The 12,074-nt window shown below is 55.8% G+C and carries 12 protein-coding genes and 1 other RNA gene; 8 read left to right on the forward strand and 5 right to left on the reverse strand.

Annotated elements, in window-relative coordinates; all coding sequences use genetic code 11:
• From RTM13_RS14185 to RTM13_RS14195, 3 genes are all read left to right on the forward strand, one after another.
• Positions 1-152, forward strand: a non-coding RNA gene (locus RTM13_RS14185) — RtT sRNA; the annotation flags it as partial.
• Between the two features lie 172 nt (positions 153-324).
• Entirely contained in the window at positions 325-669 is a 345-nt protein-coding gene (locus tag RTM13_RS14190; protein WP_312212626.1) for a FlxA-like family protein, read from the forward strand.
• A 110-nt stretch (positions 670-779) separates the two neighbouring features.
• The gene (locus RTM13_RS14195) at positions 780-1,772 is read left to right on the forward strand and encodes a bile acid:sodium symporter family protein (RefSeq protein ID WP_312212627.1); all 993 of its coding nucleotides are present in this window, start codon (positions 780-782) and stop codon (positions 1,770-1,772) included.
• On the opposite strand, the gene RTM13_RS14200 is transcribed toward RTM13_RS14195, so the two are convergent.
• From RTM13_RS14200 to zipA, 3 genes are all read right to left on the reverse strand, one after another.
• The gene (locus tag RTM13_RS14200; RefSeq protein WP_042389434.1) at positions 1,769-1,984 is read right to left on the reverse strand and encodes a DUF3820 family protein; all 216 of its coding nucleotides are present in this window, start codon (positions 1,982-1,984) and stop codon (positions 1,769-1,771) included. The two genes, RTM13_RS14195 and RTM13_RS14200, sit on opposite strands and share 4 nt — an antisense overlap.
• A 1-nt stretch (position 1,985) precedes the next feature.
• Positions 1,986-4,004, reverse strand: coding sequence for an NAD-dependent DNA ligase LigA (gene ligA, locus RTM13_RS14205; RefSeq protein WP_312212628.1), 2,019 nt, complete (start codon positions 4,002-4,004; stop codon positions 1,986-1,988).
• 69 nt (positions 4,005-4,073) lie between these two features.
• Positions 4,074-5,102 carry a cell division protein ZipA gene (zipA, locus tag RTM13_RS14210; RefSeq protein ID WP_312212629.1) on the reverse strand — a complete coding sequence of 343 codons (1,029 nt, stop codon included), beginning with the start codon at positions 5,100-5,102 and terminating at the stop codon, positions 4,074-4,076.
• 230 nt (positions 5,103-5,332) lie between these two features.
• Here zipA and cysZ point away from each other — a divergent pair, with 230 nt between their 5' ends.
• The 5 genes from cysZ (at position 5,333) to crr (ending at position 10,164) form a co-directional block, all read left to right on the forward strand.
• Positions 5,333-6,094 carry a sulfate transporter CysZ gene (cysZ, locus tag RTM13_RS14215; RefSeq protein ID WP_312212630.1) on the forward strand — a complete coding sequence of 254 codons (762 nt, stop codon included), beginning with the start codon at positions 5,333-5,335 and terminating at the stop codon, positions 6,092-6,094.
• A gap of 139 nt (positions 6,095-6,233) precedes the next feature.
• Complete coding sequence (cysK, locus tag RTM13_RS14220; protein WP_042389425.1) at positions 6,234-7,205, forward strand: cysteine synthase A; 972 nt, start codon at positions 6,234-6,236, stop codon at positions 7,203-7,205.
• Between the two features lie 379 nt (positions 7,206-7,584).
• Positions 7,585-7,842, forward strand: coding sequence for a phosphocarrier protein Hpr (gene ptsH / locus RTM13_RS14225; RefSeq protein WP_002913505.1), 258 nt, complete (start codon positions 7,585-7,587; stop codon positions 7,840-7,842).
• Between the two features lie 44 nt (positions 7,843-7,886).
• A complete protein-coding gene (gene ptsI, locus RTM13_RS14230) occupies positions 7,887-9,614 on the forward strand; it encodes a phosphoenolpyruvate-protein phosphotransferase PtsI (RefSeq protein WP_312212631.1) in 1,728 nt (575 codons plus the stop codon).
• Positions 9,615-9,654: 40 nt separating this feature from the next.
• Complete coding sequence (crr, locus tag RTM13_RS14235) at positions 9,655-10,164, forward strand: PTS glucose transporter subunit IIA (RefSeq protein WP_042389417.1); 510 nt, start codon at positions 9,655-9,657, stop codon at positions 10,162-10,164.
• A 63-nt stretch (positions 10,165-10,227) separates the two neighbouring features.
• On the opposite strand, the gene pdxK is transcribed toward crr, so the two are convergent.
• Positions 10,228-11,064, reverse strand: coding sequence for a pyridoxine/pyridoxal/pyridoxamine kinase (gene pdxK, locus RTM13_RS14240; RefSeq protein ID WP_312212632.1), 837 nt, complete (start codon positions 11,062-11,064; stop codon positions 10,228-10,230).
• Positions 11,065-11,069: 5 nt separating this feature from the next.
• Positions 11,070-11,981 (reverse strand): cysteine synthase CysM, encoded by a 912-nt coding sequence (cysM, locus tag RTM13_RS14245; protein ID WP_312212633.1) that lies wholly within the window; start codon positions 11,979-11,981, stop codon positions 11,070-11,072.
• Positions 11,982-12,074: the final 93 nt, after the last annotated feature.

Here is a 12,074-nt window from a genome sequence, read left to right on the forward strand (position 1 = left end):
AGCAGTTGACTTTTAATCAATTGGTCGCAGGTTCGAATCCTGCACGACCCACCAAATTCAACATCAATAATAGATGTTAAACGTGAAGGATAACGTTGCCTTAGCAACGGCCCGAAGGGCGAGCGAAGCGAGTCATCCTGCACGACCCACCAATGTAAAAAAGCGCCCTAAAGGCGCTTTTTTGCTTTCTGCTATCTGCGATTTAACGCCGGGCGGCACTGCGTTTGCCCGGCCTACGGTGAGCACCGTGTGGTTTGTAAATACTCTCTCAAGCTCGCTAAAAAAATGCCGATATAAGAGGTTTATGGCAAGAGAGGTTTTACAATGACAACTATTTCAACATCGACACCGTCAGTCCAGTCCAGCAGCTCCGGCAGTTCCTCCAGCAGCGCCAACAGCGATATCGCCTCCCAGATCCAGAGCCTGACCCAGCAGGTCACTAAGCTTACCAAGCAGCTGAAAGATGTCGCGAGCGGCAGCGGCACAGCGGAAGAGAAGCAGAAACAGCAGGAGCAGATCCAGAACCAGATCAAGCTGCTGCAGGCGCAGATCGCTCAGCTCCAGCGCCGCCAGGCAGAAGAGGCGCAGAAAAATCAGGAGCAGAAACAGACTAAAGCAGAGGGCGTAAACTCCCCTTCCGCCGAGCATAAGATTGATATCTACATCTAACCGCTCAGAGAGGCGTTATGCCTCTCTAATTTCTCAACAAACGCGATAAATCACTTTTCATTAACATCCAGAAGAACGCAAAATGGTGGCACTGTCTTTCAGGAGCCATCATGAAATTTTTACGTATCCTCGATCCCTTCACGCTCACGCTCATTGCCGTGGTCCTTCTGGCCTCTTTTCTTCCGGCCCGCGGCGGGTTCGTCCCGTTCTTTGAAGGGCTAACCACTGCCGCTATCGCCCTGCTCTTCTTTATGCACGGGGCCAAGCTCTCCCGCGAGGCCATCATCGCCGGGGGCAGCCACTGGCGGCTGCATCTGTGGGTAATGTGCAGCACCTTTATACTTTTCCCGGTGCTGGGTGTGCTGTTTGCCTGGTGGGCACCGGTCAACGTCAGCCCTGAGCTTTACACCGGTTTTCTCTATCTCTGCATCCTGCCTGCTACCGTCCAGTCTGCAATTGCCTTTACTTCACTGGCCGGTGGTAACGTAGCCGCGGCAGTCTGCTCTGCCTCTGCCTCCAGCCTGCTGGGTATCTTCCTCTCGCCGTTGCTGGTTGGCCTGGTGATGAATATGCACGGTGCGCAGGGCAGCCTTGAGCAGGTAGGTAAGATCATGCTGCAGCTGCTGCTGCCGTTTGTGCTGGGCCACCTCTCCCGTCCATGGACCGCCGCGTTTGTTGCGCGGAATAAAAAGTGGATCGCCAAAACCGACCAGACCTCTATCCTGCTGGTCGTCTACTCCGCCTTCAGCGAAGCGGTGGTAAATGGCATCTGGCACAAGGTGGGAATGGGATCGCTGCTGTTTATTGTGATTGTCAGCCTGGTACTGCTGGCGATTGTGATGGGGGTAAATATCCTGGTTGCGCGCAGCTGCGGCTTTAACAAAGCCGATGAAATTACTATTGTCTTCTGCGGCTCGAAAAAGAGCCTGGCCAACGGCATCCCGATGGCCAATATTCTCTTCCCTACCTCGGTGATTGGGATGATGGTGCTGCCTCTGATGATCTTCCACCAGATCCAGCTGATGGTCTGCGCCGTGCTGGCGCGCCGCTATAAGCGTCAGGCCGACGCCCAGCAAGCCCGTCAGGCCGCTGACAACAGCTAAGGCCGTCGCAGGGGCTGCACCAGATGGGTCAGCCCCTCGGTTTTGATCAGCAGGGTAAACGCCATCAGCTGACCCAGATGCCCGGGAGGAAACGTCTCCTTGCGGGCAAACCAGAGCAGATACTCCTCCGGCAGATCGATCAGCCTGCGGCCCTTGTATTTACCAAAGGGCATCTCGGTATTGGCAATCTCTACCAGCTGGGCCTTATCCATCTCAGGCTCCCATCAGGCGCAGCATTTCGTCTTCGTCGATCACTGCAATGCCCAGCTCCTGCGCTTTTGCCAGCTTAGAGCCAGCCGCCTCGCCGGCGATCACCAGATCGGTCTTTTTCGATACGCTGCCCGCCACTTTTGCCCCCAGCTCCACCAGCCGCGCTTTAGCGTCATCCCTGGACATCTGGCTCAGGCTGCCGGTTAGCACTACCGTTTTACCGGCAAACGGGCTATCGATCTCTTCGGCATTAACCACCAGCGGTTTCGGCCAGTGAATGCCTACCCCTTCAACCAGATCGCGGATCACCTCGCGGTTGCTCTCTTCTGCCAGGAAGTTAAACACGTGGGTAGCAACGACGATGCCAACGTCCGGCACCTTCTGTAGATCCTCAATCGAAGCCGTCTCCAGCGCCGCCAGGGTACCAAAGTGCGCGGCAAGGCCCGCCGCCGTGGCCTCACCTACCTCACGGATGCCCAGCGCGTAGAGGAAGCGGGCAAAGGTGGTCTCTTTCGCCTTCTCCAGCGCGTTCACCACATTCTGCGCTGACTTCGGTCCCATGCGATCCAGCCCCGTCAGCTTGCCCGCCGTCAGGCGAAACAGATCGGCTGGGGTATGCACATACTCCTTCTCCACCAGCTGGTCGATAATTTTATCGCCCATGCCGTCCACGTCCATCGCCCGACGAGAGACAAAGTGCTTCAGCGACTCTTTACGCTGCGCACCGCAGATCAGGCCGCCGGTGCAGCGTGCTACCGCCTCGCCCTCAACGCGCTCGACGTCGGAGCCGCAGACCGGACAGTGCGTGGGGAACTCAACGTCACGGGCATCCGCCGGACGTTCGGACTCAACCACGTTGACCACCTGGGGGATCACATCTCCCGCACGCCGGATCACGACCCGATCGCCAATTTTTAGCCCCAGACGGGCGATCTCATCCGCGTTGTGCAGGGTGGCGTTACTCACCAGCACGCCGGCCACCTGCACCGGTTCAAGGCGCGCTACCGGGGTAATCGCCCCGGTGCGCCCCACCTGGAACTCTACGTCCCGTACAAAGGTCATCTGCTCCTGGGCAGGAAACTTAAATGCCACCGCCCAGCGTGGCGCGCGGGCAACAAACCCCAGCTGCTCCTGAAGATCGAGAGAGTCGACTTTGATCACTACCCCGTCGATGTCGAACCCGAGCGTCGGACGATCCGCTTCTACCTGATGGTAAAAGTCCAGCACGGCTTCTGGCGTGTCGCAGATGCGAATGCGATCGCTAACCGGCAGGCCCCATGCCTTGAACTGCTGCAGGCGGCCCAGATGGCTGCGGGGCAGATCGCCCCCCTGCAGGATCCCTACCCCGTAGCAGAAGAAGGTCAGCGGACGTTTGGCGGTCACGCGTGGATCGAGCTGGCGCAGAGAGCCCGCCGCCGCGTTGCGGGGGTTAGCAAATACTTTGCCGCCAGTGCGTCTGGCCTCGTCATTAATCTTCTCAAAGCCCGCCTGGGGCAGAAAGACCTCGCCGCGTACTTCAAGCCGCGCCGGAATGTTATCGCCGTGCAGCTTGAGCGGGATTGCCCGAATAGTGCGCACAGTAGTGGTGATATCCTCGCCGGTGGTGCCATCTCCACGAGTGGCAGCCTGAATAAACACCCCATTTTCATAAATAATACTTACCGCCAGCCCGTCGAGCTTAAGCTCACAGCAGTAGCTCAGAGCATCGGTGCTCTTCAGGCGGTCCTGCACACGCTTGTTAAAGGCCAGAAAGCTCTCTTCGTCAAAGACGTTATCCAGCGACAGCATCGGTACTTCATGGCGCACCTGGGTAAAGGCGGTCAGCGGCGCGGCCCCTACCCGCTGGGTAGGCGAGTCCGGCGTAATAAGATCCGGATGCTCGGCCTCAAGGGCGCGCAGCTCGCGCAGCAGACGGTCATATTCAGCATCCGGGATTTCAGGCGCATCCATCACGTGATAGAGATATTCATGATGGCGAAGCGTGGTTCGCAGTTCAGTCAGCTGTTGTTCGATTGAGTCCATATCGCACCATCAATAGAAAAAACCCCCGACAGGCGGGGGCTTATTAGAGAGATAAAACTACCGCAGGATTTACGCGTTCGCCTCTTTCACTTCGCGAATGCGGTCCTGGTACTCACGCAGCTTCTGCGGAGTCATCATTCGACGCTGATCGTCAAGCACCACGCCGCCGACTTCATCGGCAATGTACTGTGCGGACTGAAGCATCAGCTTGAAGTTCTGCATCTCATCGCCATAGGACGGCACCTGCATGAACATGGTGACACCAGGGGTGGTGAAGTTACCGGTCATCTCGGGATCAAAGGTGCCCGGATTAACCATGTTCGCCAGGCTGAAAAGTACCGGACCGCTGCCGTCAGGGCTGAGATGGCGATGGAAAATATTCATATCACCAAAGGCGAAACCGGCCTGTTGAATGCTGGCCAACAGGGCTTCACCGTTCAGTTCGCTGCCCGGATGCGCGGCAACGTTCATAATGATTACGGTCTCTTTACGCTGTGGCTTCTCGACTGCTGCAGGTGCTTCCTGCGGTGCAGGCTGCGGAGCGGGTTCCGGTGCTGGCTGCTGAGCGACAGACTGTTGAGGCTGAGCCACTGGCTGCTGAGAAAGAGGCTGATGCTGTGCGTGCTGCTGCACAGGTTGCTGCTGTACCGGTTGAGGTTGAGCAGGCTGCTGGACAGGCTGCGCTGGTGCGCCTCTTACCGGCTGGGGTTCAACGCGCGGAGCAGCAGGCTGCTGAGGCGGAACCTGACGCAGCGGCTCGTCCTGCTGCTGCACAGGAGCGTGCTGGCGAGGCTGAGCAGACGCGTAAGGCGGCTGATACTGGTGCTGCGGCGTTCGCGGAGCCTCGTGCTCCTGATCCGCACCCGGGGCGTGGCCCGTTTTATGAACACGCACTTCACCCACGCCTTCATCGACGTTATCTTCGGTGTCGTCATCATACGACTCATCATCGTCACGACGCGACTTCATGCGTTTCATTGGGCGATCGCGGAACATCGTCGAACGCTCTTTCCGGCTGGTCCAAAAACCGTGAACCAGTAAAGCGATTATGGCGATCGCGCCAACAATGATTAATATCAGACGCAAATCCTGCATCATTATATTCTCTGTTGTTCTAACACCTTGCCACCACGGCAAACATTTACTCACTAAGAGTATTTGCCGTTCAACGCAAGTGCAAGTGCACACGCTGCTTTCACTGCATAAAGATGTGTAAAATCGTACTTTTTGCTGTTTTTTCGAACATTTCCGAGCTGTGCGGTCTGCGCGATACGGATATTATAGCCACGCACCCCATTCGGGGGTCATTAAAGGAGTATAGTCCGACTATGGTTTCAACATCGGTCACCCCGCCCCGCAGCGGCGTTTATTACTTTTCCCAGGGCTGGAAGCTCATCACCCTGCCCGGTATACGGCGCTTTGTGATTATGCCGCTTCTGGTCAATATCATTTTGATTGGCTGTGCTTTTGCCTGGCTGTTTACCCGGCTCGATAGCTGGATCCCGGCGCTGATGCGCCACGTACCGGACTGGCTGCAGTGGCTGAGCTATCTGCTCTGGCCTATCGCCGTGCTCTCCGTGGTACTGGTGTTTGGCTACTTCTTCTCTACCATTGCCAACTGGATTGCCGCCCCGTTTAACGGCCTGCTGGCAGAGCAGCTTGAAGCCCGGCTGACTGGCGCCACGCCGCCGGATACCGGCATTACCGGCATCGTTAAGGATCTGCCGCGCATTATGAAGCGCGAGTGGCAGAAGCTGGCGTGGTACCTGCCGAGAGCTGCCGTTCTGCTGCTGCTCTACTTTATTCCCGGCATCGGACAGACGGTCGCCCCGGTGCTGTGGTTTCTGTTTAGCGCGTGGATGCTGGCGATCCAGTACTGCGACTATCCGTTTGATAACCACAAGGTTCCCTTTAAGACCATGCGCGGTGCGCTACGGGCAAGAAAGGTGACCAATATGCAGTTTGGTGCGCTGACCAGCCTGTTTACCCTGATCCCGGTTCTTAACCTGGTGATTATGCCGGTTGCCGTGTGTGGCGCGACCGCGATGTGGGTAGACTGCTACCGGCCAAAGCATTCTCTGTGGAATTGAACGCAATATTCCGTTCTTATTCCATAGTTGTTGCTATTATTTCTCATCAGCATATAGATATGCGAAATCCTTACTTCCGCATATTCCTTAACCGCGTATGCTGATGACGTTCCCAAATTCATACAGTTAAGGACGGGCTATGAGTAAGATTTTTGAAGACAACTCGTTGACTATCGGCCACACGCCGCTGGTCCGACTGAACCGCATCGGTAATGGACGCATCCTCGCTAAGGTCGAGTCCCGTAACCCAAGCTTCAGCGTGAAATGCCGTATTGGTGCCAATATGATTTGGGACGCCGAAAAACGTGGCGTGCTGAAAGCGGGCGTTGAGCTGGTAGAACCCACCAGCGGTAACACCGGGATTGCGCTGGCCTATGTCGCTGCCGCACGCGGTTACAAACTGACGCTGACCATGCCAGAAACCATGAGCATCGAACGCCGTAAACTGCTGAAAGCCTTGGGCGCGAACCTGGTGTTGACCGAAGGCGCGAAAGGCATGAAGGGCGCGATCCAGAAAGCTGAAGAGATTGTCGCCAGCGATCCGGCCAAGTACCTGCTGCTGCAGCAGTTCAGCAACCCGGCTAACCCGGAAATTCATGAAAAAACCACCGGCCCGGAGATCTGGGAAGATACCGACGGTCAGGTTGATGTCTTCATCTCCGGCGTCGGTACCGGCGGTACGCTGACCGGCGTGTCGCGCTACATCAAAAACACCAAGGGTAAAACCGATCTGATCACCGTGGCGGTTGAGCCGACGGACTCCCCGGTTATCGCCCAGGCGCTGGCAGGCGAAGAGCTGAAGCCTGGCCCGCACAAAATTCAGGGCATCGGGGCTGGCTTTATTCCTGGCAACCTCGATCTGAAGCTGATCGACAAAGTGGTTGCGATCACTAACGACGAGGCGATTAGCGTCGCGCGTCGTCTGATGGAAGAAGAGGGTATTCTGGCGGGCATCTCTTCCGGTGCTGCCGTTGCCGCTGCGCTAAAACTGCAGGAGGATGAGGCCTTTACCAACAAAAACATTGTTGTTATTCTGCCTTCTTCAGGTGAGCGTTATTTGAGTACCGCCCTGTTTGCCGACCTCTTTACTGAAAAAGAGCTGCAGCAGTAGTCGCGGACTACGAAAATCGCATAAAAAAGCACCTTTCGGGGTGCTTTTTTGTGGCCCACGTCAAACTTTCAACTCACCTGGCATTGATTAGCCCCGTCGGGTCTGGTATTTAACCAGCACATTTATTTTGAAGCGCGAAATTAATCGAATTGTGACTTTAAACTTGCTGAATCGATTTTAGGATTTGGTTGAAGTCTCGCTTTCGCGGCATAATGTTATAGACGAGTACTTGCGACGGTCAGAAGTGCCAGCAGCGGATTGCGCAGGCGAACTTTTGTCCCGTGTCCCGTTATGCCGGCGCTAACAATACAGGCTAAAGTTGTGCCGCCAGGCTAGACTTTAGATCCACAACACTAAACCTATAAGTTGGGGAAATACAATGTTCCAGCAAGAAGTTACCATTACCGCTCCGAACGGTCTGCATACCCGCCCTGCTGCTCAGTTTGTGAAAGAAGCGAAAGGCTTCACTTCAGAGATCACTGTGACCTCCAACGGCAAAAGCGCTAGCGCAAAAAGCCTGTTCAAACTCCAGACTCTGGGCCTGACCCAGGGTACCGTTGTAACGCTGTCCGCTGAAGGCGAAGACGAGCAGAAAGCCGTAGAGCATCTGGTAAAACTGATGGCTGAACTCGAGTAAGTTCCGGGTTCTTTTAAAAAATCAGTCACAAGTAAGGTAGGGTTATGATTTCAGGCATTTTAGCATCCCCGGGTATCGCTTTCGGCAAAGCACTGCTGCTGAAAGAAGACGAGATCGTCATCGACCGGAAAAAAATTTCTGCCGATAAGGTTGATCAGGAAGTTGAACGTTTTCTGAGCGGTCGTGCCAAGGCATCTGCGCAGCTCGAAACGATCAAAACCAAAGCTGGTGAAACTTTTGGTGAAGAAAAAGAAGCCATCTTCGAAGGCCACATCATGTTGCTGGAAGATGAGGAGCTGGAGCAGGAAATCATAGCCCTGATTAAAGATAAGCACGTGACTGCCGATGCAGCAGCGCACGAAGTTATCGAAGGTCAGGCAACTGCCCTGGAAGAGCTGGACGACGAGTACCTGAAAGAGCGTGCCGCTGACGTGCGCGATATCGGTAAACGCCTGCTGCGCAACATCCTTGGCCTGGCTATCATCGACCTGAGCTCTATTCAGGAAGAAGTGATTCTCGTTGCGGCGGATCTCACTCCGTCCGAAACCGCACAGCTGAACCTGAACAAGGTGCTGGGCTTTATCACCGATGCTGGTGGACGTACCTCTCACACCTCCATCATGGCGCGCTCCCTTGAGCTGCCTGCCATTGTGGGTACCGGTAGCGTCACCGCCCAGGTGAAAAATGACGACTATCTGATCCTCGATGCGGTGAATAACAAAGTTTACGTTAACCCGACCAACGAAGAGATCGAAACCCTGCGCAGCGTGCAGGAGCAGGTTGCTTCCGAGAAAGCCGAACTGGCGAAGCTGAAAGACCTGCCGGCGATCACCCTTGACGGCCATCAGGTCGAAGTGTGCGCCAACATCGGTACCGTACGTGACGTAGACGGTGCCGAGCGTAACGGTGCAGAAGGCGTAGGCCTCTACCGTACCGAATTCCTGTTCATGGACCGTGACGCCCTGCCGACCGAAGAAGAGCAGTTTGCCGCCTATAAAGCGGTGGCGGAAGCCTGTGGCTCCCAGGCCGTTATCGTTCGTACCATGGACATCGGCGGCGATAAAGAGCTGCCGTACATGAACTTCCCGAAAGAAGAGAACCCGTTCCTCGGCTGGCGCGCCGTGCGTATCGCCATGGATCGTAAAGAGATCCTGCGTGATCAGGTTCGCGCTATCCTGCGTGCCTCCGCGTTCGGCAAGCTGCGCATCATGTTCCCGATGATCATCTCCGTTGAAGAGGTACGCGCTCTGAAGAAAGAGATCGAAATCTTCAAGCAGGAGCTGCGTGACGAAGGTAAAGCCTTTGACGAGACCATTGAAGTGGGCGTAATGGTAGAGACGCCTGCCGCAGCGACCATCGCTCGTCACCTGGCTAAAGAAGTGGATTTCTTCAGTATCGGAACGAACGATTTAACCCAGTACACCCTGGCAGTTGACCGCGGTAATGATATGATCTCCCATCTGTATCAGCCGATGTCGCCGTCTGTATTGACCTTAATTAAGCAAGTTATTGATGCTTCTCATGCTGAAGGCAAATGGACCGGCATGTGTGGAGAGCTTGCAGGCGACGAACGTGCTACACTTCTGTTGCTGGGGATGGGTCTGGATGAATTCAGTATGAGTGCCATTTCTATCCCGCGCATTAAGAAGATCATTCGTAACACGAACTTCGAAGATGCGAAGGTTTTAGCAGAGCAGGCTCTTGCTCAACCGACAACGGACGAGTTAATGACGCTGGTTAACAAGTTCATTGAAGAAAAAACAATCTGCTAATCCACGAGATGCGGCCCAAATTACTGCTTAGGAGAAGATCATGGGTTTGTTCGATAAACTGAAATCTCTGGTTTCTGACGATAAGAAAGATACCGGAACCATTGAGATTATTGCTCCGCTGTCTGGCGAAATCGTCAACATCGAAGATGTGCCGGATGTAGTGTTTGCTGAAAAAATTGTTGGTGATGGCATTGCTATCAAACCAACCGGCAACAAAATGGTCGCGCCTGTTGATGGCACCATTGGCAAGATTTTTGAAACCAACCATGCCTTCTCTATCGAATCCGATAGCGGCATTGAGCTGTTCGTTCACTTCGGTATCGACACCGTTGAACTGAAAGGCGAAGGTTTCAAACGCATCGCCGAAGAGGGCCAGCGCGTGAAGGTTGGCGATCCGGTGATTGAGTTCGATCTGCCGCTGCTGGAAGAGAAAGCCAAGTCTACCCTGACGCCGGTTGTGATCTCCAACATGGATGAGATCAAAGAGCTGAATAAGCTGTCCGGTAGCGTAACCGTGGGCGAAACCCCGGTGATCCGCATCAAGAAGTAATTCTGGCCGGAATGCAAAATGGCACCCACGCGGGTGCCATTTTTGTTTCTTATCCAGATTAAATCAGGCGGGTAGAATCAGCTCGTCGTAGCCCGCCTGCTGGGTATATCTCATCACCTCGGTTACCCGGTCGCCTGCACGGCCAATCGCCTCTGCCACGCTTGCCCCCTGCACTATCACGCTCACCAGTTCAGAACAGAAGAGATCGCCGGTGCCTTTGAGATCGGTCGTTACTCGCGGGTGCGCGCTGACCGTTACCGCATTTTCAGTCACCAATACAACGTGGATAGCGTCCGGCTCGCCGGCAACGGGAGCGCTGGTAATAGCCACCCACTTCAGCGTCTCCGACAGCAGCCCTTTCGCCGCCGCAATTGCGCTCTCAGGGTCACGGCAGGGCTTGCCGCTCAGTATCTCAAGCTCATAGACGTTGGGCGTAATGCCCTGCGCCAGCGGCAGCAGGTGTTGACGATAGGCTTCGGGTATATCGGGATGCACGTAGGTTCCGCTGTCGATATCGCCGATCACCGGATCCACCAGAATCAGCAGGTCCGGATGCGTCTCTTTTACCGCGCGGAGCCACTGCGCCAGCAGCGCAATCTGGCTGGCGCTGCCCATGTAGCCGGTAGTCACCGCCTTCAGCTCGCGCAGGATCTCCCGCTCATCCAACGCTTTCAGATAACCGCTGAACCACTCGTCGGGAATGACGCCACCGTAGAAAGTGTCATAGTGCGGCGTGTTACTGAACAGCACCGTCGGCACTGCCGTCACGGTTAGCGGGTATCGCCGGATATTGGGCACGGCGATGCTGTTACCCACGCTGCCGTATACCACCTGAGACTGCACCGCCACGATATCTGTCTGCTGCGCCCGGGTTTTATCCCGAAATAAGATCATCTCCATAATGTTTAAATCCCCGCCCCCTGGGCGTAGCTCTCCTCACCAAACACACCGGTCGACAGGTAGCGATCGCCACGGTCGCAGATAATCGCCACCACGATCGCCCCCGGATTTTCATTGGCGACGCGGATTGCCCCAGCAACCGCTCCGCCGGAGCTAACGCCGCAGAAGATGCCTTCCCGTACCGCCAGCGCCCGCATGGTATTTTCCGCTTCGCGCTGGTGGATATCCACGACCCGATCCACCAGCGAGGCGTTGAAAATGCCAGGCATGTACTCGGCTGGCCAGCGGCGGATGCCGGGGATGCTGCTCCCCTCCTCCGGTTGCAGACCGACGATGGTGACCGGCTTCGCCTGCTCGCGCAGAAAACGCGATACCCCGGTAATGGTGCCGGTGGTACCCATGCTGGAGACAAAGTGGCTGATGCGTCCCCCGGTCTGCTGCCAGATCTCTGGCCCGGTGGTGGTGTAGTGGGCATACGGGTTGTCGGGGTTATTAAACTGGTCGAGGAGCTTACCCTCGCCGCGCTGGGCCATCGCCGCAGCCAGATCCCGCGCCCCCTCCATGCCCTGTTCACGGCTCACCAGAATCAGCTCTGCGCCGTAGGCGTGCATCGCTGCACGTCGCTCCTGGCTCATATTGTCCGGCATTAGCAGCTTCATACGGTAGCCTTTGAGTGCGGCAATCATCGCCAGGGCGATACCGGTGTTGCCGCTGGTAGCCTCAATCAGCACGTCGCCGGGCTTAATTTCGCCCCGCTTCTCCGCCTGCACGATCATTGAGAGCGCGGCCCGGTCTTTTACCGAACCGGCAGGATTATTTCCCTCCAGCTTGACCCAGATTTCACTGCCGTTGTTGGGGGTCATACGCTGAAGTTTAACCAAGGGGGTATTGCCGATGGTCTGTTCGAGTGTGTTCACGATCGCTATCCAATAAAAAGCCCGGTGGCGCTATCGCTTACCGGGCCTACGGGGAGCTTTGTAGGCCGGGTAAGCGCAGCGCCACCCGGCAAA

This window comes from Pseudescherichia sp. (assembly GCF_031979925.1).
Classification (GTDB): Bacteria; Pseudomonadota; Gammaproteobacteria; order Enterobacterales; family Enterobacteriaceae; genus Pseudescherichia.